23 protein-coding genes are annotated in these 20,295 nt (G+C 68.5%); 14 read left to right on the plus strand and 9 right to left on the minus strand.

The window, feature by feature from the left end; genetic code table 11:
* Positions 1 to 351: 351 nt before the first annotated feature.
* The gene (locus tag Sp245p_RS05975; protein ID WP_014240992.1) at positions 352 to 861 is read left to right on the plus strand and encodes a hypothetical protein; all 510 of its coding nucleotides are present in this window, start codon (positions 352 to 354) and stop codon (positions 859 to 861) included.
* A 171-nt stretch (positions 862 to 1,032) separates the two neighbouring features.
* Here the strand turns inward: Sp245p_RS05975 and flgH are convergent, their stop codons facing one another.
* From flgH to flgF, 4 genes are read right to left on the minus strand one after another with little or no spacing between them, the layout of a single operon-like run.
* Positions 1,033 to 1,818 (minus strand): flagellar basal body L-ring protein FlgH, encoded by a 786-nt coding sequence (gene flgH, locus Sp245p_RS05980; RefSeq protein WP_014240991.1) that lies wholly within the window; start codon positions 1,816 to 1,818, stop codon positions 1,033 to 1,035.
* A gap of 13 nt (positions 1,819 to 1,831) precedes the next feature.
* On the minus strand, positions 1,832 to 2,611 hold the full coding sequence (gene flgA / locus Sp245p_RS05985) for a flagellar basal body P-ring formation chaperone FlgA (protein WP_014240990.1): 780 nt from the start codon (positions 2,609 to 2,611) through the stop codon (positions 1,832 to 1,834).
* Between the two features lie 44 nt (positions 2,612 to 2,655).
* A complete protein-coding gene (flgG, locus tag Sp245p_RS05990) occupies positions 2,656 to 3,441 on the minus strand; it encodes a flagellar basal-body rod protein FlgG (RefSeq protein ID WP_014240989.1) in 786 nt (261 codons plus the stop codon).
* A gap of 25 nt (positions 3,442 to 3,466) precedes the next feature.
* Positions 3,467 to 4,189, minus strand: coding sequence for a flagellar basal-body rod protein FlgF (gene flgF, locus Sp245p_RS05995; protein ID WP_014240988.1), 723 nt, complete (start codon positions 4,187 to 4,189; stop codon positions 3,467 to 3,469).
* Positions 4,190 to 4,676: 487 nt separating this feature from the next.
* On the opposite strand from flgF, the gene Sp245p_RS06000 reads away from it, so the two are divergent.
* The 10 genes from Sp245p_RS06000 to Sp245p_RS06045 all read left to right on the plus strand — a co-directional run bounded on the left by Sp245p_RS06000 (position 4,677) and on the right by Sp245p_RS06045 (position 14,832).
* Complete coding sequence (locus Sp245p_RS06000) at positions 4,677 to 5,198, plus strand: flagellar basal body-associated FliL family protein (protein ID WP_014240986.1); 522 nt, start codon at positions 4,677 to 4,679, stop codon at positions 5,196 to 5,198.
* Positions 5,199 to 5,216: 18 nt separating this feature from the next.
* Positions 5,217 to 6,299: a flagellar motor switch protein FliM gene (gene fliM / locus Sp245p_RS06005; RefSeq protein WP_014240985.1), complete on the plus strand. Its 1,083-nt coding sequence runs from the start codon at positions 5,217 to 5,219 to the stop codon at positions 6,297 to 6,299.
* Positions 6,296 to 7,012, plus strand: coding sequence for a DUF6468 domain-containing protein (locus tag Sp245p_RS06010; protein WP_014240984.1), 717 nt, complete (start codon positions 6,296 to 6,298; stop codon positions 7,010 to 7,012). The genes fliM and Sp245p_RS06010 overlap by 4 nt, the downstream gene beginning before the upstream one ends.
* A complete protein-coding gene (locus Sp245p_RS06015; RefSeq protein WP_014240983.1) occupies positions 7,009 to 7,947 on the plus strand; it encodes a MotE family protein in 939 nt (312 codons plus the stop codon). Before Sp245p_RS06010 ends, Sp245p_RS06015 begins: the two co-directional genes overlap by 4 nt.
* Before the next feature lie 202 nt (positions 7,948 to 8,149).
* Complete coding sequence (locus Sp245p_RS36415; protein ID WP_014240982.1) at positions 8,150 to 8,488, plus strand: con-10 family general stress protein; 339 nt, start codon at positions 8,150 to 8,152, stop codon at positions 8,486 to 8,488.
* Positions 8,489 to 8,949: 461 nt separating this feature from the next.
* The gene (locus Sp245p_RS06025; protein ID WP_014240981.1) at positions 8,950 to 9,666 is read left to right on the plus strand and encodes a protein phosphatase CheZ; all 717 of its coding nucleotides are present in this window, start codon (positions 8,950 to 8,952) and stop codon (positions 9,664 to 9,666) included.
* A gap of 4 nt (positions 9,667 to 9,670) precedes the next feature.
* Positions 9,671 to 10,357: a hypothetical protein gene (locus Sp245p_RS06030; protein WP_244947631.1), complete on the plus strand. Its 687-nt coding sequence runs from the start codon at positions 9,671 to 9,673 to the stop codon at positions 10,355 to 10,357.
* Positions 10,354 to 11,091: a flagellar motor protein MotB gene (locus tag Sp245p_RS06035; RefSeq protein WP_014240979.1), complete on the plus strand. Its 738-nt coding sequence runs from the start codon at positions 10,354 to 10,356 to the stop codon at positions 11,089 to 11,091. The genes Sp245p_RS06030 and Sp245p_RS06035 overlap by 4 nt, the downstream gene beginning before the upstream one ends.
* Before the next feature lie 5 nt (positions 11,092 to 11,096).
* Positions 11,097 to 14,567: a membrane protein gene (locus Sp245p_RS06040; RefSeq protein WP_014240978.1), complete on the plus strand. Its 3,471-nt coding sequence runs from the start codon at positions 11,097 to 11,099 to the stop codon at positions 14,565 to 14,567.
* Between the two features lie 79 nt (positions 14,568 to 14,646).
* The gene (locus Sp245p_RS06045; RefSeq protein WP_014240977.1) at positions 14,647 to 14,832 is read left to right on the plus strand and encodes a hypothetical protein; all 186 of its coding nucleotides are present in this window, start codon (positions 14,647 to 14,649) and stop codon (positions 14,830 to 14,832) included.
* A gap of 84 nt (positions 14,833 to 14,916) precedes the next feature.
* On the opposite strand, the gene Sp245p_RS06050 is transcribed toward Sp245p_RS06045, so the two are convergent.
* The 5 genes from Sp245p_RS06050 to Sp245p_RS06070 all read right to left on the minus strand — a co-directional run bounded on the left by Sp245p_RS06050 (position 14,917) and on the right by Sp245p_RS06070 (position 18,858).
* Positions 14,917 to 16,815, minus strand: a complete 1,899-nt coding sequence (locus tag Sp245p_RS06050; protein ID WP_014240976.1) for a potassium transporter Kup — start codon at positions 16,813 to 16,815, stop codon at positions 14,917 to 14,919.
* A 222-nt stretch (positions 16,816 to 17,037) separates the two neighbouring features.
* Entirely contained in the window at positions 17,038 to 17,793 is a 756-nt protein-coding gene (fliP, locus tag Sp245p_RS06055; protein WP_165359978.1) for a flagellar type III secretion system pore protein FliP, read from the minus strand.
* Between the two features lie 14 nt (positions 17,794 to 17,807).
* On the minus strand, positions 17,808 to 18,158 hold the full coding sequence (locus Sp245p_RS06060) for a FliO/MopB family protein (RefSeq protein ID WP_014240974.1): 351 nt from the start codon (positions 18,156 to 18,158) through the stop codon (positions 17,808 to 17,810).
* Between the two features lie 8 nt (positions 18,159 to 18,166).
* Positions 18,167 to 18,535 carry a hypothetical protein gene (locus tag Sp245p_RS06065; protein WP_109138405.1) on the minus strand — a complete coding sequence of 123 codons (369 nt, stop codon included), beginning with the start codon at positions 18,533 to 18,535 and terminating at the stop codon, positions 18,167 to 18,169.
* A complete protein-coding gene (locus Sp245p_RS06070; RefSeq protein ID WP_014240972.1) occupies positions 18,532 to 18,858 on the minus strand; it encodes an EscU/YscU/HrcU family type III secretion system export apparatus switch protein in 327 nt (108 codons plus the stop codon). The genes Sp245p_RS06065 and Sp245p_RS06070 overlap by 4 nt, the downstream gene beginning before the upstream one ends.
* Before the next feature lie 225 nt (positions 18,859 to 19,083).
* On the opposite strand from Sp245p_RS06070, the gene flgB reads away from it, so the two are divergent.
* The 3 genes from flgB to fliE are packed head-to-tail and all read left to right on the plus strand — an operon-like array spanning position 19,084 to position 20,286.
* Positions 19,084 to 19,488 carry a flagellar basal body rod protein FlgB gene (gene flgB, locus Sp245p_RS06075; protein ID WP_014240970.1) on the plus strand — a complete coding sequence of 135 codons (405 nt, stop codon included), beginning with the start codon at positions 19,084 to 19,086 and terminating at the stop codon, positions 19,486 to 19,488.
* 49 nt (positions 19,489 to 19,537) lie between these two features.
* Positions 19,538 to 19,948 (plus strand): flagellar basal body rod protein FlgC, encoded by a 411-nt coding sequence (gene flgC, locus Sp245p_RS06080; RefSeq protein ID WP_094302992.1) that lies wholly within the window; start codon positions 19,538 to 19,540, stop codon positions 19,946 to 19,948.
* A 38-nt stretch (positions 19,949 to 19,986) separates the two neighbouring features.
* A complete protein-coding gene (gene fliE, locus Sp245p_RS06085; protein ID WP_014240969.1) occupies positions 19,987 to 20,286 on the plus strand; it encodes a flagellar hook-basal body complex protein FliE in 300 nt (99 codons plus the stop codon).
* Positions 20,287 to 20,295 lie beyond the last annotated feature (9 nt).

Here is a 20,295-nt window from a genome sequence, read left to right on the forward strand (position 1 = left end):
CAACCTACCGGCCCCGGCTGGTTCCGGCCAGCCGGGGAAACGGGCTGCCACTCCCTGTCGCTCCCCCTATCGAACGAAGGACGTCGTCCGATGGCCGCCTCGCCCTTCGGCGTGGCGCTTTCGCGCGTCTCGCCGCAAACCCGGCTCGGCCTCCGACAATCCCGTGGTGCAGGTTGTCAAAACGGCCTGTTGACGGTGAAATGGACATCCTGAAGCGGATCGAGACATTGCAGGCCCTGGTCCATGAGACGCAGGCACGCAGGAGGCGCCTCCTGGACCGATCCTATAAACGCCTGTGTTCCGCTGAAAAGGCGTTGGAAGAGTCTCATCGCCTGTTGAAAGGAAAGCCCCATGGCCCAGGCACATCATCCGGTGAACCGCGCTGAGGCGCGGAATGCTGATGCGGAGGATTGGCGTCGCCGCAGCGAGGCTCGGCGCGGCAAGGCCGAAGAGGCCCGGGCCGGGGCGGAACGGCTGCGCGCGGAGGCCGAAGTGGAACGGTCCTCGAATTTCCAGCGCCATGCCGAGGCGGAGGGCGCACGACTCATGGCGGAGGAGGTGCGGATCACCGGCGAGACGCAGCGGCAGGAAGCCGAGGAAACGCGAGCGTTGGATGAGGAAGCGCGCCGATCCGCCGAGATGGCCAGGCTTGCGGCGGAGGACGCGCGGCGCGTCGGGGAGGAGGCGCGGCTGCTCCATGAAGCCACCCGGCGTTACGCCGAGGAAGCTCGGCTTCATGCCGAGCAAGCGCGTGCCGACGCGGAGCGCACGCGGGCGGTGAACGAGGAACAGCGCCAGATCCTGGAGGAGATGCGGGACACCGTCCGGCGTTACGAGGCTCTTCTGGCCCGGAACGGGTGACGGGGCACCAACGGAGGCAAGAAGGGAGCGGCAGATCCAGCCGGGCGGCAGAAACTTCCCGGCCAAGCGCGTGCGAGCCGGCTGCGGTTCCCCGCGACCGGCCAGAAGGGGGACGCTGCCCCCTTCCGTGTTGGTCCCTGGCGCGTTTCGGTCCTGGTCCCCGAAACGTCCTTAGAAGGGCATGATGATGTCGAAGAGCTGCTGGCCGTAGCGCGGCTGCTGCACGTCGGTGATCTGTCCGCGTCCGCCGTAGGAGATGCGGGCCTCGGCGACCTTCTCGTAGCTGATGGTGTTCTGCGCGGTGATGTCCTCCGGCCGGATCACACCGGTGATGATCAGGTCGCGCACTTCGTAGTTCACCCGGACCTCCTGCCGGCCCTGGATGACCATGTTGCCGTTGGGCAGGGACTGGGTGACCAGGGCGGCCACCTTCAGGGTGATCTGCTCCTTGCGGTTGATGGCGCCCTTGCCGTCGTTGGAGGTCGAGCTGTTGAGGTCCACGAGGCTGCCGGCGTTCACCCCGTCGGGCAGCGCGCGCTGGAGCGCCTTGCCTTCGAAGCCGAAGATGCTCGGCATGCCGGCCTTCTCGCTGTTGCCGCGGGTGCGGGTCGTCTGGTTGTTCATCTGCGCCTGATCGTTGATCTGGATGTCAACGGTCAGCAGATCGCCGACCTTGGCGGCGCGCTGGTCCTTGAAGAAGGCCTTGGCGCCGGTCCGCCACAGCGAGTTCGGGTTGCGCTCCGTCGGCAGGGGGGTGGGCATCGGCAGGCTGACCGGCTGGTAGCCGGGCTGGGCCTGCGGGTCCTTGATCTTGGTGAGTTCCGGAGCGGAGCCGATGTCCGCCACGCGCGACATGGCGTTGCAGGCGGGCAGGCCGGCGGCGACGGCGGCGAGCAGCGCGAAGCGGAACGCCATGCGGACCGTGTGCCTGGGGGCGGTCGTCTTGAGGGCGGGCATGGGAGCTTTCTCCTTACTTCGCGGTGAGGCCGGGCTTTGCCACGGCGACGATGTTGGGGCCCGCGACCGTCGCTTCGAGGATGCGGTTCGATTGGGTGTTGATGACGCGGATCACGTCGCCCCGGCCGCCGTCCTGCAGGGCCTTGCCCTGGGCCGACAGGGTCAGGTTCTCGGTGGCCAGCGTGATGGTGACGAGCGAGCCCTTGTCCACGACCCGCGGCGACTGCAGGTCGCGCAGCCGGACCGGCTGGTTCACCGGGACGCCACGCCGCGGCGTTAGGCCGATGAGCTGGGCGTCGGTGGCGGCGATGTCGCTGCCGGCGAGGTCGGCGCGCACGTCCTGCCAATCCACGTCGCCGGGGCCGATCACGTCGCCGGGCGCGATGCGCCGCGACAGCACCGGCACCTGCACCACGCCATAGGCGCGGCCCGACACCGGGAGGCGCACGACCGGACGGGTGTCGGCCACGATCATCTCCGCGGCGAAGCGGCCCTGCACCGGGTTGTAGTAGAGGTTCTCCACCGTCAGGCTGCCGGCGCCCGCCGGGGCGCGCAGCTCCACCGCCCGGTTGTCCAGCTCCATCTGCAGCCGGCCCGTGGTGATCTGGCGGGACAGCGCGTCGGACAGCACCGCCTCGACATGGGCCGGGCTGTAGACCACCGCCTGTGCCGCCACCGAGGCGCCGCCGTCCGTCGTCTGGGCAAAGGCCGTCTGGGCAAGGACCGTCTGGCCGCCGGCGAGGGCGGCGGCGAGAAGGGCGGTGCCGAGGATGCGCAGGGCGGGGCGGGACATGGCGGGGATTCCTTGCAAAGACGAGCCTTACGGCGGTGCCGTGATCAGCGGAGCTGCGAAGCCTGCTGCATCATCTCGTCGGTGGTCTTGATGACCTTGGAGTTCATCTCGTAGGCGCGCTGGGCGGAGATCAGGGTGGTGATCTCCTGCACGATGTTGACGTTGGAGGTCTCCAGCGCGCCCTGCACCACGCGGCCGAAGCCGGGAGCGCCGGGGTTGCCGCCGACCGCCTCGCCAGACGCGCCGGTCTGCAGGAACAGGTTGTCGCCGACCGCTTCCAGGCCGGCCGCGTTGGCGAAGGTGGCGAGCTGGAGCTGGCCGACATTCTGCTGCGCCACCTGGCCGTCCAGCTTCACCATCACCTCGCCCGACGCGTTGATGGCGACGTCGACCGCTTCCGCCGGGATGGTGATCGCCGGCTGCACCGGATAGCCGTCGGCGGTGACGATGATGCCCTCCGGCGACAGCTTGAAATTGCCGGCGCGGGTGTAGGCCGTGTCGCCGCTGGGAAGCTGCACCTGGAAATAGCCGGAGCCGTTGACGGCGACGTCCAGCTTGTTGTCGGTGACCGTCAGGTTGCCCTGCTCCAGCACGCGGGCCACCGCGGCGACGCGCACGCCGGCACCCACCTGCACGCCGGTCGGCACGATGGTGCCGGCGTCCGACGAGGTGGAGCCGATGCGGCGGAAGTTCTGGTAGAGCAGGTCCTGGAACTCGGCCCGCTGCTTCTTGAAGCCGGTCGTCGTCGCGTTGGCGATGTTGTTCGAGATGGTTTCGACGTTCAGCTGCTGGGCGATCATGCCGGTGGCGCCGATGGCGAGGCTGCGCATGGTTCTTGCTCCTTTACGCGGTCGATCAGGCCGTGCGGCCCAGCTTCTGGATGGCGCTGCGGATGCGCTCGTGCTCGTTCTCGATCAGCTTCTGGTTCGACTGGTACTGGCGCTGGATCTCGATCAGCGCCGTCATCTCGACCACCGGCTTCACGTTCGAATTCTCTAGCATTCCCTGTGCCACCTTCGTGTCGGCGGGGGCCGCCTGCGGCTCCTCGTCGCTGACGTAGAGGCCGGCCCCGACCTCGGTCATCAACTGCTCGTTGCGGAAGGTGACGATGTTCAGCCGGCCGACCTGTCCCAGCTCGGTGGAGACGGTGCCGTCGCCGGACACCATGATGTCCTTGGTGCCGTTCGGGATGGCGAGCGGCTGGCCGTTGTCGCCCAGCACCGGCAGGCCGCCGCCGTCGACGATCTGGCGCTGATCGTTCAGGCGGAAGTTGCCGGCGCGGGTGTAGCGCGGGCCGCTCGCCGTATCGACCGTGAAGTAGCCGTGGCCGGTCAGCGCCATGTCCAGCGGGTTGCCGGTCTGCATCATCCCGCCGGCCGAGAGGTCGCGCACCACGGCGCGGTCCTGCACGAAGCTGATCTGCTCGTGCATGCCCGGACGCTCCAGGAACTCCGTGAACAGCATGCGCTGCTGCTTGAAGCCCGTGGTGTTCATGTTCGCGATGTTGTTCGAGATCACGTCCAACTGGCGGCGCAGGGTCATCTGGCGCGACAGGGACACGTAGATCGGGTTTTCCATCGGCGGCCTCTTTCCATTCGGACCGGGGGAGCGTCCCGACCGGCGCAAATGGCAATGCACGGCGCGTGCCAGCGTCGAAAACGACCAGGATGATTGGAATGGCCGCGGATGCCGCCGCCGGGGAAGCGCCTGCCGGGCAAGAACTGCCGGTGGGCTGGCAAGGGCTGCCGCCCGACGCCGGGCAAAAGCGTCCCGGTGCCGCGGCGCGGACGGCGCGCGGATCATGGCAGCTTCCTCCGCCGGAGGCGGCGGGCATGGGAAGGCGGGGCAGGGTGGTGCGGACGGGGATGGCGGGCGTGGTTCGGGCGTTCGCTCCTCGGTTGACGGGGATTTCCGGCGATGCCCCAATCAAGAACCGTGCCGCTGTCTGTGGTTGCGCTTCTGTCACAGCCCCGGACTGTGCCTGAAAGGCTTTGTTAACTATCCGAAAGATAGGGTTGCTGCGCTGGTAAGGCCACGCTCCGCCACCGCTCGCGCTTAGGATTCCATGACCGCGCACGCTGAAGACGACGTTTCGACCGATGGCCTGCCGCGCAAGAAATTCAGCGGCAAGAAGCTGGTCCTGTTCGTCATCCTGCCGCTGGTGCTGCTGATCGGCGCCGGGGCGGGCGTGTATTTCAGCGGCCTGCTCGACTCGCTGCTCGGCAAGAAGGAGGAGCACGCGGAGGTGCCGGCGGAGCCGGCGCAGCCCGATCCGCACGCGGCACCGGTCTTCTACGACCTGCCGGACATGCTGGTGAACCTGAACAGCAGCGGCAAGCGCCCGGCCTTCCTGAAGATCAAGATCTCGATCCAGCTTGCCAAGGGCGAGGACATCCCGGCGATCGAGCATGTGCTGCCGCGCATCATCGACAACTTCCAGGTCTATCTGCGCGAACTGCGGCTGGAGGACCTGAAGGGGTCGGCCGGCATGTACCGCCTGCGCCAGGAACTGCTGATGCGGATCACCGCGTCCGCCCATCCGGTGAAGGTCAAGGACGTTCTGTTCAAGGAAATGCTGGTCCAGTAGGGGCGGCGGAAACGGGCCATGAGCAACACCGAGGAACTGAGCGAAGAGGAACGCCTTGCCGCCGAATGGGCCGCCCTCGCCGAAGACGGCGGCGACATGGGCGAGATGGCGGACATGGGCGGTGGCGGCTCGACCCGCGTCCTGAACCAGGACGAGATCGACAGCCTGCTCGGCTTCGACCAGGGCGGGGCCGGGGACGGCGACAACTCCGGCATCATGGCGCTGGTCAACTCGGCGCTGGTCAACTACGAACGCCTGCCCATGCTGGAGGTGGTCTTCGACCGCCTCGTCCGCATGATGTCCACGTCCTTGCGCAACTTCACCTCCGACAACGTCGAGGTGAGCCTCGACCAGATTTCCTCGGTGCGCTTCGGCGACTATCTCAACTCCATCCCGCTTCCGGCGATGCTGTCCGTCTTCAAGGCGGAGGAGTGGGACAACTACGGCCTGATGGTCGTGGACTCGGCGCTGATCTACTCCATCGTCGACGTGCTGCTGGGCGGGCGGCGCGGCACCGCGGCGATGCGCATCGAGGGCCGGCCTTACACGACCATCGAGCGCAACCTCGTCGAGCGCATGGTCCATGTGGTGCTGTCCGATCTGTCCGCCGCCTTCGACCCGCTGTCGCCCGTCACCTTCCGCTTCGACCGGTTGGAGACCAACCCGCGCTTCGCGACCATCGCGCGCCCGGCCAACGCGGCGGTGCTGGTCAAGCTGCGCATCGACATGGAGGATCGCGGCGGCCGCCTGGAGCTGATGATCCCCTACGCGACGCTGGAGCCGGTGCGCGAGCTTCTGCTCCAGATGTTCATGGGCGAGAAGTTCGGCCGCGACTCGATCTGGGAAACCCACCTCGCCTCGGAACTGCTGGTCACAGACGTGGACATCTCCGCGGTGCTGGACGAGGTGACGATGACCCTGCACGACGTGCTGAACTGGCGCGTCGGCACGCGAATCCTTCTGAACGCCACGCCGGATGGCACCATCGAGCTGCGCTGCGGCGACGTTTCCATGTTCCAAGGCCGCATGGGCCGCAAGGGCGGGCACATCGCCGTGCGGATCGAGCGGGAGCTGCCCAAGCAGGAGGTCATGCGGCTATGAGCCCGACCCTCACGCTCGTCCTCGATCTGGTGATGGTGGGGCTGCTCGCCGCGACCATCGCCTACGCGATCATCCTCAACCGGCAGATCATCAAGCTGCGCGAGAGCCGCGGCGAGATGGCCGAGCTGGTGCGCGGCCTGAACGAGGCCATGTCGCGCGCCGAAACCGGCGTGCGTGGTCTGAAGAAGACGGCCCACGACACCGGCGACGATCTGCAGCGCACGGTCGCCAAGGCGCAGACCCTGCGCGACGAGCTGGAATTCATGATCGAGGCCGCCGACGCCATGGCGAACCGGCTGGGCAACGTTGGCGGGGAGCGTCCGAAGCCGGGCCCGGCGGCGCGTCCGGCGGTACGCCCCGGCCTGTCCGCCCGTCCGCCCGTCGCGTCGCGCCCGGCCGTCGCCCCGCGCCCGATCGTCGAGGACGATCTCGGTCACGACGATCACGATCACGACGATCATGATCTCCACGGCCACGATCTCCACGACGGCGGTCACATCGATCACGACGATCTGCCGCCGCTGCGTTCCGCCGCCTTCCGGAACGAGCCGCTGCGCGCTGATCCGCTGCGGGCCGATCCGTTGCGGGCCGATCCATTGTCGCGCCGCCCGGCGCCGTCGTCCGATCCCATCCTGCGCGAGGGCGAAAGCCTGTCCCGCGCCGAACGTGAACTTCTGCAAGCCATCGAGAACGCCGGCAAGGGGGTCGGATGAGCGACGCCACCACCACGAAAGGCGCATCCGCTGCCGTCGGCGGCGGGGAGCCCAAGGTTGTGATCCGCCCGGCCGGGGCCACCCCGACCGGCGTCCGCACCATCCCGAGCGTTGCCGGCCAACCGCCGGCCCAGAACATGGCCCAGGCCGCTGCCAAAGCGAAGCCGAAGGCCAAGGTGAAGGCGAAGCGCAAGCCCGCCGTTCCGCGCCGCCCGCTGTCGGAGCGGATGCGCGAGAAGATGAAGGCGTGGCGGTTCCGCATTCTGCCGCTGACCATCTTCGTCGCCGTCCTGATGCTGGGGGTGCGCGTCGGCGATCTGTGGCGGATCACCACGCGCGATGCCCGCCTGCCGGAGTTCCCGGCGACCCTGGCCCAAGGGCAGAGCGCCGTTCCGGCGCCACCCATGCAGCTGGCCGCCAACGGCGCCAAGCCCTCACCCGAACCGGCACCGGCCCAGGGCGGATCGAGCAACGGTGCACCGCCCAACCCGACGCCGCCGGACAACGCCGCCCTCGGCCCGGTGAAGAACGAGGAGCTTCTCCAGCATTTCGCCGAGCGGCGCGCCGAGATCGAGCGCCGCACCAAGGAGCTGGAGCAGCGCGAAGCCCTGCTGACCGCCGCCGAGAAGCGCATCGATCAGAAGGTGCAAGAGATGGACAAGGTCCGCTCCGACATCCAGAAGCTGATGCGCCAGGGCGATGAGAAGCAGGCCGCACAGCTCGAAAGCCTCGTGAAGATCTACGAGACGATGAAGCCCAAGGAAGCTGCACGCATCTTCGAGGAGCTGGACATGCCCGTCCTCCTGGGTGTGGTGGAGAAGATGAAGGAAACCAAGACGGCGCCGATCCTGGCCGCGATGGACCCGCTGAAGGCCAAGGAGCTGACCTCCGCCCTCATCGAGCGGCGCGGGGTGCCCGCGTCACCGAAGAACTGAATACGCTCTTTGGTTGAGGTGACGGCAAGACGGGTATGACCGTGCGGTTGGTCATACCCGCCGCCGGCGGCGCCTCTACTGAATATACGTACACGTACTGTCAGGATGGTAGAAGGCCTGCAACGGTCGGCTTCGGTTCATGTTGGCTCCGGCGTGTTCGGGCAGCGCAAGTTTGCCCAACAACAAGAAGGAAGGAGACAAGATGAACGACCAGAACCAGGGCCGTAGCTCGGGCGGTCAGCACTCCGGCGGCAACTTCAAGAACGATCCGGAGCGCGCGGCGGAAGCCGGCCACAAGGGCGGTCAGGTTTCCGGCGGCAACTTCAAGAACGACCCGGAGCGCGCCTCCGAAGCCGGCCACAAGGGCGGTCAGGTTTCCGGTGGCAACTTCAAGAACGATCCGGAGCGTGCGTCCGAAGCCGGCCACAAGGGTGGGCAGGCGTCCGGCGGCAACTTCAAGAACGATCCGGAACGCGCATCGGAAGCGGGCCGCAAGGGCGGCGAACACAGCCATGGCGGCGGGCGGGGCAGCGGCAGCTGACCACCGGGACTGTCTTACCGGAATGTTTCACCCCTGACTGTTTCACTGGCGCACCAGCCTGACGAAACAGTCGCACGGCGCAACGGTGAAGAAGGGCCGCCCGCAAGGCGGCCCTTTGTCCGTTTGCGGACTTCGATTGAAACAAATTGCCGCAGCTTTCTTTAAAGTTCGACAGTGGCGAGCGTTGGTCGAAGGCGGACGGGCGCAGAACAACGCTTCCGCTTTCTTTCCAGCAGGGCGATTCCATGCCGTCTTTGCGTTGCGACGTTTCAGGCGCTTAACGGCGTGTTAACCGAGCGAAATTAGGGTTGGAAAGGCTGACGAGGCTCCGAGTCGGCGGCGGCCGTGCGAGGACGCGAGGTCGGGTCGAACCCGCTTCGGGCGTCTGCGTCCGGGCCGGCCGACGCACCCGATCGCACGCAGGCCGGACAAGACCACGGAACGCTCACATCGGAACGCACATGGCCCCGCCCGTTTCCACCTCGCTCGCCGACCAGAAGCTCCTGCGCCAGCAGCTCGACGCCGCCCATGCCGAAGCGGCCCAGCCGCTGAGCCGCGAAGAGGTGACGGACATCGTCCGCTCCATCCTCGGCAGCATGGACGGCGACATCTCCGCCACCGACCTGCGCCTCTACAAGGAGGTGGTCGACCTCGCCCGCTTCATCGAGAGCGCCAAGCAGGAACTGGCGGCGCTCCAGCCCGCGGAAATCCGCGACCAGCACATCCCCAACGCCACCGATGAGCTGGACGCCGTCGTCGGCGCGACGGAGCAGGCCACCTTCGCCATCTTCGACGCCTGCGACGTCATCACCGGCATCTCGGGCCAGATCGACCCGGAGAATTCCGCGAAGCTGACCGAACAGGTGACCAAGATCTTCGAGGCCTGCAACTTCCAGGACATCACCGGCCAGCGCATCTCCAAGGTCGTGCGCACGCTCAAGCACATCGAATCGAAGGTGGACATGATCGTCGCGGCCTTCGGCGACGAGGTGCGGCAGAACCACACCCGCCCCGCCGCCGCGGTCGCCGCGGCCGATGTCCACACCGATCCGTCGCCGAACTTCGCCACCGACCGCCCGGCGGACGACCCGGAGGCCGGGCTGCTGCACGGGCCGCAGATGACCAGCGCCGCCATGGACCAGGACGAGATCGACCGCCTGCTGGCGAGCTTCGATTAATCCCATGGCTGCGCCCGGCCACAGGAAGCCGGACCTGTCGGGCAGCCGGCCGAACCCGAACAACGGAAGCATCGTGCTTCTGCTGTCGCTGTTCCTGCTGCTGCTCGTCTTCTTCATCGTGCTGAACGCCCAGTCCGTGCAGACCGCCCAGCGGGTGCGCACGGTGCTGGTGTCGCTGGAGCGCAGCTTCCCCGCCTTCTACATCGACCCCCGCCTGCGCGAGCCGGCCGACCCGCTGGCCTCGCGCGCCGGCACCGTCTTCGCGGTGCAGCGGCTGGACGGCTTGGGCAACCTGTTCGCCACCGCCATCGCCGTGGCGAAGGTCGACAGCGTCACGCCGGGCCGCCTGCTGGAAGTGCGCCTGCCCGCCGACGAGCTGTTCCTGCCCGGCACCGCCGACCTGCGACCGGACCGCATCGGCCTGATCGACCGGGTGGCCGACGCGCTGTTGCAGAACCGGCCCGGCGAGCGGATCGAGCTGGACGCGCTGCTGTCCATCGGTGCCGCGGGCGGCCCCAGCCAGCCGCCCGGCCCGGTGGTGCGGGCCGGCGCGCTGGCCCGGCTGCTGATCGCCGACGGGGCGCCGGCGGACGCGGTGACGGTGGGCATCGAGCGCGGCGCGCCGGGAGCCGTCCGCCTGTTGTTCAGCCTGCGCGCCATGGACGATGCGCCGGGGGGAGGGCGCCGATGATCCGCCTCCCCAAACTGCCCAAGGCCGAGGACAAGAGCGGCGGCCACAACCGGACGATCTGGCTGATCAGCTTCACCGACCTGATGTCGCTGCTGCTCGCCTTCTTCGTGCTGATGTACTCGATGAGCGAACCGGAGGCCCAGCGTTGGACCGGGCTGGTCAAGTCGCTGTCGTCGGCCCGCTCGACCGCGGTGACGCCCTCCGCGACGCCGCCCGAGCCGAAGGCCGCCTTCAACGCCGCCACGGTGGAGTCATATTCGGCGATCAACCTGGATTATCTCAGCGCCCTGCTTCGTACCCAGACCGCGGCCAACGAGGATCTGGCGGCGGTGGAGGTGCGGCGGGAGGACGACCGTGTGGTGATCGGCCTGCCGGCCCATGTGATGTTCGACCCGACCGGCGGCAGCTTCACCGACCAGGGGCGGCGCGTGCTGTATCTGCTGGGTGCGGCGGTGGGCCGGATCGGCAACCGGATCGAGGTGGTCGGCCACGCCGAGCGGGAGGACCAGTCCGCGGGGCTGGCCTGGGAACGCGCCCTGACGCGCGCGGTTGCCGTTGCGGCGCTGCTGCGCGAAACGGGCTACAAGCGCGACCTCGTGGCGCGCAGCCTGATGAGCGAAGCGCCTGGCGTTGATCCGGTGCCCGGCGGTGCGCGGGTCGATGTGGTGGTGCGTGAGGAGACGGCGGGCCCGCCGGTGTCCGGGGCGGCCACCGATGCGGAGCCGGAGGAGTGAAACGGATGGGGCGGGGCAGGGCATACCGGCGCTGGCTGAGCGGCTTCGTGGCCGCCACGGCTCTGCTTGCCGCCCAGATCGCCGTCACCCCGTCTGCCTGGGCCGTCGACGTTCCGGTGCGCGCCGCCACCCACAAGACCTTCGGGCGCATGGTCTTCGACTGGCCGCGCCAAACCGGCTACAGCGCGTCGGTGGAGGGCAACACGCTGGTCGTCCGCTTCGACGAGCCGATCAACGCCGCGCTGGACCGCACCGTGGCGGCCTTGCCCGGCTATCTGTCCGGTGTGAGGATCGGCGGCGACGGCAAGACGGTGACATTCGACCTGAAGCGGCCGGTGACGCTGAAGAGCTTCCGCAACGGCAACGCCGTGGCGCTCGACCTGACCCCCGCCGTGGAGGCGCCGGTCCAGAGCCAGACCCAGACCCAGACGCCGGCCCAGGCTCCCGCTCCAGCGGCCAAGGCCGAGACAGCGGCCGCACCCGCTCCGGCGCGCTCCGCGGGACGGGTGACGGTCAGCGCGGCCGACACGCCGGAGCAGAGCCGCCTGTCCTTCACCTGGCCGGAGGGCGCCAACTACACGCTGCGCCGCGACGGCGCATCGGCCACGCTGCTGTTCGACCGCAACGGCAATGCCGATCTGGCGCCGGTGACGAGGATGGCGCTGCGCAACATCCAGAACGTGGAGCAGTTCCGGCAGGCCAACGGCGCGCTGGCGGTGACCTTCGCGGTGCCGCAGGACGCCGAGATCAAGGACAGCAAGTCCGGCCGGTCCGTGGTGATCGACGTGCAGAACCCAGGCACGCGCGCCGGTCTGTCGGCGGGCGAGGCGGCGGGTGCGCCGCCGCCCGGCGCCACCACGACCACGGTGCGTCCACCCTCGGCCGAAGCCGCAGCCCCGCAACCCGCGACACCCCCGTCCGCCGCCGCAAGGCCGGTTGCGGCGCCTGCTCCGGCGAAGGAGGTCGCGGCGGTTTCTGTGCCCGCCAAAGCCGAAGCCGCCAAAACCGACCCCGCCAAACCCGATCCCGCCAAACCCGATCCCGCCAAACCCGATCCGGCGAAGGCCGAGCCGCAGGGGCCGACGCTGGTCTTCGACGCGGGTGGCCCGGCGTCCATCGCCGTCTACCCGCGCGCCGGTCATCTCTACATCGTGTTTGACAAGCCTCTGCCCATCGGCGCCGGAAAGGCCATCGGCGGGGCTGGGACGGTCGGCGCGATCGAGCCGGTCCCGGCCACCGGCGGCAGCGCCTTCCGCACCAAGATCGGGCCGCTGGTCTGGCCGAAGATCGAACGGCAGGGGACGAGCTGGAAGATCATGCCGTCCAGCCGCCTGACCGGCACGCCGCCCTTCGAGCTGAAGATTGATCCGGAACCGGATTTCCTGCTGGGCGCCCGTCTGCTGGTGCGCGCCGCGGACGCGGCGACCGTGGTGACGCTGTCCGACCCCGACGTCGGCGACCGCCTCCAGGTCGTTCCGCTGCCGGCTCCCGGCAACGCCATCCCCGAATCGCACCGCTACGCCGACCTGGAACTGCTGCCCAGCTACCAGGGCGTCGTCGTCCGGCCCATCGCCGACGCCATCACCGTGCGCCCGGTGAAGGAAGGGGTGGAGGTGACCGCGGCGGGTGGCCTTCACCTGTCGCCCATGGCCGACGCCGGAAACCGCCCGGCGGCATCGGCGCAGACGGCCTCGCTGCCGCCGAAGCCGTCCCCCGGCGGCGCGTCCAACACGCTGACTCCGCCCACAGACCCGAAGCCGGTTCCCTCCGGGCGCCGCCTGTTCGACCTGCCGGCCTGGAAGAAGGGCGACCTCGACCATTACACCGAGGCGCGGCAGAACCTTCAGCTCAACATCGTCAACGCGCCGGATTCCGAACGGCCCCGCGCCCAGCTCGACCTCGCCCGCTTCTATCTGGCGAACGGCTTCGGGCAGGAGGCCATCGGCATGATGGATGTGCTGCAGGAGGCCCAGCCCGATCTGGAGGGCTGGCCGGAGTTCCGCGCCTTGCGCGGGGCCGCGCGTTTCCTGGCCGGAAACACCGACGCCGCGGCGGAGGATTTCGCCCATCCGAACCTCGCCAACAACGGCGAGGCCGCGCTGTGGCGCGCCGCCATCGCGGCGGACCGCAACGACTGGCCAGCGGCGCAGGCCGGTTTCAAGGCGGCGGCGCCGATCCTGAACTCCTACCCCGACCCGATCCTGACGAAGCTGGCGACCCGCGCCGCCGAGGCTGCGCTGAAGACCGGCGACGCGCCGTTCGCCAAGCGGCTGCTCGACCGCATCGTCGAGCGCGGCGGCACGGACGCCGAGGAGCGGCCCGACGTCCAGTATCTCCGCGGCCTCTACTACGCCCAGACCAACGAGCCGGAGCGGGCGCTGGAGCAGCTGACCGCCTCCTACAACAGCCTCGACCGCTATTACCGGGCCAAGGCCGGGCTGGCGCTGATCAACCTGCAACTGGCGGAAGGCCGCATGTCGCCGCCCGCCGCGGCGGAGCGGCTGGCCGGGCTGACCTTCACGTGGCGCGGCGACGAGCTGGAGATGCAGATCCGCCAGCGCATGGGCGAGGTGCTGATCGCCGCCGGCCAGTACGCCGACGGCTTCAACGCCATGAAGGAGACCGCCGCCCTGGTCGCCGACACGCCGCGGGCGGAGGAGATCACCCGCGAGATGTCGCGCATCTTCGCCGATCTTTACAAGGACGGGGCGCAGAAGCTGCCGACCATCGAGGCGCTCCAGCTCTACGACCAGTTCCGCGAGCTGACCCCGGTGGGCGAGGCGGGCGACGAGGTCATCCGGCAGCTCGCCGAGCGGCTGATCTCGGTGGACCTGCTGAACCGGGCCGCCGACCTGCTGCAGCATCAGGTGGAGTACCGCCTGTCGGGCGAGGACAAGGCGCAAGTCGGCACCCGGCTCGCCTCCGTCCGCCTGCTCGACAACAAGCCGGAGGACGCCCTGCGCGCGCTGGAGCTGTCCAACGTGCCGAACCTGCCGGCGGATCTGGTGGGCGAGCGCCGCCTGATGCAGGCCAAGGCGCTGGCCGAACTGGGCCGCGGCGACGAGGCGCTGCTGCTGCTCTCCGAGGACGACAGCAAGCCGGCCAACTCGCTGCGGGTGGACATCGCGTGGCGCGCCCAGAAGTGGGAGGCCGCGGCCTTCGCCCTGAACAAGCTGATCGGCCCGCCGCCGCCGCCGACCCAGCCGATCAACCCGGCGACCTCGCAACTCGTCCTGAACCGCGCGGTGGCCCTGGCCTTGGCCGGGGATGGTACGAACCTGAACCTGCTGCGCAAGGAGTTCGGCTCGGCGATGACCAACGGTCCCGACGTCGACGCCTTCCGCGTGCTGACCCGGCCGGAGCAGGCGCTGGGCCTGATCGACGTCAACACCGTGCGTTCCCGCGTCGCCGAGGTGGACGTGTTCCAGAAGTTCCTGAAGAACTACCGCGGCAAGCAGAGCGCGGCGATCAACTAGGTCCTTCTCCGTATTCAACCGGGGCGGGAAGTTGTGGTAGGTTTTGCATCGGAATGCATGCTTTCGAGGGGATTCGGTGATGGATCGCGAATCGGAAATCCTGTCGAAGCTCGATCAGCTCATCGATATGCAGCATGCGACGCAGGGCGACATCCGTGAACTGAAGGGGCAGATGTCCGTCATGCTGATGTGGCTGCAGTCCATGGATCAACGTTTTTCGGCGCTGATGGCGCCGGTCAATCCACCGCGCAAGCCGGCAGCCTGACCTTGCTCTCTCGCGAAAAAGCCCCTCTCCATCGGAAAGGGGCTTTTTGATTGGCGCGGCGGCAAAGCGTCCGAGCGAGGCCCTTCAGAGCTGGACCTGGGTGCCCAGCTCGACCACGCGGTTTGGCGGGATCTTGAAGAAGTCGGTGGCGCTGACGGCAGTGCGCGACATCACGACGAACAGCTTCTCCCGCCACTGGGCCATCTGCGGGTTGATGCGGGGGATCAGCGTCTCCCGGCCGAGGAAGAAGGAGGTCGTCATTACGTCGAACTCCAGCCCGAACGCCTTGCACAGCCGCAGCGCCTTGGGGATGTTCGGCTCCTGCGAGAAGCCGTAGCGCACCGTCAGGCGGTAGAAGCCGTCGGCCAGCCCTTCAAGGACGACGCGCTCCTTGGCCGGGACGCGGGGCACGTCCTCGACCATCACGGTCAGGAAGACGATGCGCTCGTGCATCACCTGATTGTGCTTGAGGTTGTGCAGCAGGGCGATCGGCACCGTGTCGGCGCTGGAGGTCAGGAAGATCGCCGTGCCCTTCACCCGCTGGATGTCGGAGGACTTGGCGTGGCGCTTGACGAAGCCGTCCAGCGGCAGGGAATCCTCGGCCAGCCGGCGGTTCAGGACGGCACGGCCGCGGCGCCACGTCGACATCAGCCCCAGAGTCACCGCGGCGATGACCAGCGGCACCCAGCCGCCGTGCGGGATCTTCACCGCGTTGGCGAGGAACAGCGCCAAATCGACGCTGAGGAACAGCGCGCCCAGCGCCAGACAGGCCGGAAGGCTCCAGTTCCAGCGGCGGTGCGCCACGACCAGCGCCAGGATGGTGGTGATGACCATGTCGCCGGTCACCGCGATGCCGTAGGCGGTCGCCAGCCGGCTGGAGGATTCGAACCACAGGACCAGCCCGATGACCGCGAACAGCAGGCCCCAGTTGGCGCGCGGGATGTAGATCTGCCCGCCTTCCTCCTGCGAGGTGTGGCGGATGTCCAGCCGCGGGCACAGGCCGAGTTGCACCGCCTGCCGGGTCAGCGAGAAGACGCCGGAGATCACCGCCTGGCTGGCGATCACCGCCGCGCAGGTCGACAGCAGGATCATCGGATAGAGGCCCCATTCCGGCACCAGCAGGTAGAAGGGGCTGCGCACCGCCGTGGGATCGCTCAGCAGCAGGGCGCACTGGCCGAGATAATTCAGCAGCAGGGCGGGCAGCACCACGGCCAGCCACGCCACCTTGATGGGGCGGCGTCCGAAATGACCCATGTCGGCGTAGAGCGCCTCGCCCCCGGTGACGGCCAGAACGACGGCGCCCAGCACCAGGAAGCCGATCCAGCCGTTCGAGGCGAAGAAATGCACGGCGTGGCGCGGGTCGAGCGCGGCCAGGACCTGCGGCTCCTTGACCAGCTCGATCAGGCCGAGCAGGCCCAGTGTGGCGAACCAGGCGACCATGATCGGGCCGAACAGCCGGCCGACCTTCTCGGTGCCGCGGCTCTGGATTCCGAACAGGGCGATCAGGATGCCCACGGTCACCGGCACGACGACCCGCTCCAGCGCCGGCTGCGCCACCTCCAGCCCTTCGACCGCGGAGAGGACGGAGATGGCCGGGGTGATCATGCCGTCGCCGTAGAACAGGGCGGCGCCGAACAGGCCCATCGCCATCAGGCCGGACAGCCGCCCGGTGGAATCGGGCCGGCTGTTGGTCGCCAGCGCCAGCAGGGCCAGGATGCCGCCCTCGCCCTTGTTGTCGGCGCGCATGACGAACAGCACGTATTTCACCGTGACCACGAGCACCAGCGCCCAGAAGACCATGGACATGATGCCCAGGATGTTCTGCGGCGTGAGGGCGAGCCCATGCTCCGGCGAAAAGCATTCGCGCAGGGTGTAGAGCGGGCTGGTGCCGATGTCGCCGTAAACGACGCCAAGCGCACCGAGGGTGAGCGCGGCCAGCCTGCCCTTGTCGGGTGCCGCGGCTTTCAGGGTCGTGTCTGACATGTGGGACGTGGAGGGGGGTCCGTTGGGAGTCCGAGCGGGGGACGAAGAAGCCACAAGCTGCGGGTACGGCGGCGGTCGGTGCGCTCGCGCGGGCCGATCCTCTTACGCTCTTCCCGGATCCAATACTAGCGCAAGCCGATGCGCCCGTCCGCAGGCGGTTTCACCTGCGACGATCTGTGCCGAAGGCGAAGGGCAACCTGCGGAACCCCGGACGAAAAGCGCCTACAGCGTGCCGAAGCTGCGGGCCAGCGATCCGGCGATCAGGTACCAGCCGTCCACCAGCACGAAGAAGATGATCTTGAACGGAATCGCTACCATGGTCGGCGGCAGCATCATCATGCCCATCGACATCAGGATCGACGACACCACCATGTCGATGATCAGGAAGGGCAGGAACAGCAGGAAGCCGATCTCGAAGGCTCGCTTGATCTCCGAGATCATGAAGGCGGGGACCAGCACGTGCAGCGGGGTCTGCTCGGCGTCCGCCACGTTCTCGATGCGCGCCATGTCCATGAACAGGCGCAGGTCCTTCTCGCTGGTGTGCTTCAGCATGAACTCGCGCAGCGGGGCGACCGTGCGGCGGAAGGCCTCCGTCTCGTCGATGTCCTGGTTGATCAGGGGCTGGATGCCCTGGTTGTAGGAACGCTCGAACACCGGCGCCATGACGAAGAAGGTCAGGAAAACCGCCAGAGACATCAGCACCGTGTTCGGCGGCACCTGCTGGATGCCCAGCGCCGAGCGCAGGAAGGACAGAACGATGACGATGCGGGTGAAGGCCGTCATCATGATGAGGATCGACGGCGCCAGCGACAGCACCGTGATCAGCGCGACCATCTGGACGATGCGCCCGGTGGTCGATCCCCCGGCGTCGCCCAGGTCGAAGGTCATGCTCTGCGCCAGCGCCGGCCCGGCGGCCAGCGCCCCGGCCACCCCGATCGCCAGCGCCAGCAGCCCGGCGAACGCCAGCCGTCTGGTCATGCCCATGCCGGCTTTCATGACCGGGCCCCGGCGGGGGGCAGGGCGGTGGACGGTGTGGTTGTGGACGGTGGGGCGGCGGCCTCGGCCAGCGCGCCCTGGAAGCCGCCGCGCGGCGTCTGGTCAACCACTTGGTCGCCGAAGGCGCTGAGCAGCAGCAGATGCTCGCGGTCGTCGCGGCGGACCAGCACCAGCCGACGCTTGCCGTCGAGCGGCAGCACCTCGACGACGCCCAGCCGGCGCTGGCGCCCCGACGTGGCGGTCATGCCGCCGAAGCCGATGCGGCGCATCACCCAGGCCACCAGCACGATCAGCGCGATGACGAAGGCGAGGGCGAGAACGAATTGGATGTACTGGTCGAGGCCCATGGATCAGGTCAGCTCTGTCGGGACGGCGTGGCCGGCGGGTCGGACGGGAGGTCGGCGGGGGCGCTGCGGCCGTAAACGGCGCTGGCACGCTGGCGCGCCGAATGGGGATCGTGGCGTCCCTCGGCGGCGGCGGCCAGCGTTTCCCTCTGGCGGGTCAGCGCCGCGGCGACGGCGTCCAGCGTGGGGAGCAGGCGTTCCAGGGCGGCGGCCAGTTCGGCGTCACCGCGGGCGGACTGCGCCTCGGCGCACAGGGCGGCGACCCGGGTGTCGAGCCCGGTGAGGTCCGCCGTCAGTCCGGCCTCCATCTGGTCGCGGGTCTCCTCCAGCGCGGCGGCCAGAGCGTGGATGTCCCGGCGGAGCGTCGCGGTGTCTGTCACGGAGCCTCTCCGGTGGCCGGTTCCGCAGACGGCGGCAGCGTGCCGTTGGCGCGGTAGACGTAGGCGAGGATCTCGGCCACGGCGGCGATGGCCTCGATGGGGATTTCCGAGTCGATGTCCACCGCCGACAGGATCTGCACGAGGTCGGCGTCCTCGCGCACCTTCACGCCGTTGGCGAAGGCCAGCTCCAGGATCTGCTCGGCCACATGGCCCTTGCCGGTGGCGACGACGCGGGGCAGGGACTGGTCGCCCAGCTCATACTTCAGCGCGACCGCGACGGGCCGGTTGGGGAGAGGGCGGTGGTTGGGAGTCGGCTCGGACAAGGGGCTCCTGCCGGATGGCCTGTGTCGATGGGCGTATCCTGGCGGAACATGCTTAACGAAGCATGAAGCTCAAGCGTGGCGAGAAAGGGCGGAGCAATGCTAGGGGTGGGATTCACCTTTGATTAACTGAAACGGCGGAAGATCGACATGCTGTGATGCATCCCGCCCGCCCTGGTGCGCGCCTTCGCGCGTCCGGGCGGCAGGCCCTCAGACCGGAACCCGGCGATGAATCTCGAGAATCTCGGCCTCTTCAAGCTGATGTCGCGCAAGATGGGCTGGCTGACCGAACGCCAGAACGTGATCGCGCAGAACATCGCGAACGCCGACACGCCGGATTACAAGGGCCGCGACCTGAAGCCCTTCACCTTCCGCGACGCCCTGTCCGACAGCCGCCGCCTTCAGCCCAACGCCACCAACGCCTCGCACCTCCAGGGGACGCGCGGCACGGGCGGGCTGAACCAGGAGCAGCGCCAGCGCAATCCCTACGAGACGGCGCCGGACGGCAACAACGTGGTCCTGGAAGAGCAGATGCTGAAGCAGGGCCAGACCGGCATGGACTTTCAGACGATCACGAACCTCTACAAGAAGCAGGTCAACCTGATCCGGTCCTCCATCCGCAGCGGCGGTTAAGGAGCGGCGGGGTTCGGGGCGGCAGGGTTCGAGGAGAAGGAGGCGGAACATGGATCTCTACACGTCGATGGCGGTGTCCGCGTCCGGCATGAAGGCGCAGGGCACGCGCCTGAAGACCATTGCGGAAAATCTGGCCAACGCCAACACCACGGCGGAAACGCCGGGCGATCTGCCCTACCGGCGCAAGGTCGTGATGTTCCAGAACGCCCTGGACCGCCAGATGGGGGTCGATCTCGTCCGCGTCGCCAAGATCGACGTGGACAAGAAGGACTTCGAGCGGCGCTACGACCCTTCGCATCCCTCCGCGGACGCCGACGGCTACGTGCTGCTGCCCAACGTCAATTCGGTGGTCGAGGCGATGGACATGCGCGAGGCGCAGCGCTCCTACGAGGCCAACCTGTCGGCGGTGGACAGCGCCCGCCAGATGCTGACGCGCACCATCGACATCCTCCGCGCCTGACGCCGCGACGCTTTTTCTGAAGGAAGGACGCCCGTCCCATGGTCAACCCGATCAACGCCGCCGCGGCCTACGCGAACACGGCCGCCTCCACGACCGGGCCGGGCATGGCCCCGCGCAACGGCGTCAGCTTCGGCGACGTTCTGGAGCAGACCGCCAAGGAGGTCATCGGCGACCTGAAGCAGGGCGAGACGATGACCGCCAAGGCCGCCGTCGGGCAGGCCGACCTGACCGACGTGGTCCAGGCCGTCACCAACGCCGAGGTGACGCTGCAGACCGTCACCGCCGTACGCGACAAGGTGCTGTCGGCCTATCAGGAAATCCTGCGCATGCCGATCTGACGGCGGCTT

This window comes from Azospirillum baldaniorum (genome assembly GCF_003119195.2).
GTDB lineage: Bacteria > Pseudomonadota > Alphaproteobacteria > Azospirillales > Azospirillaceae > Azospirillum > Azospirillum baldaniorum.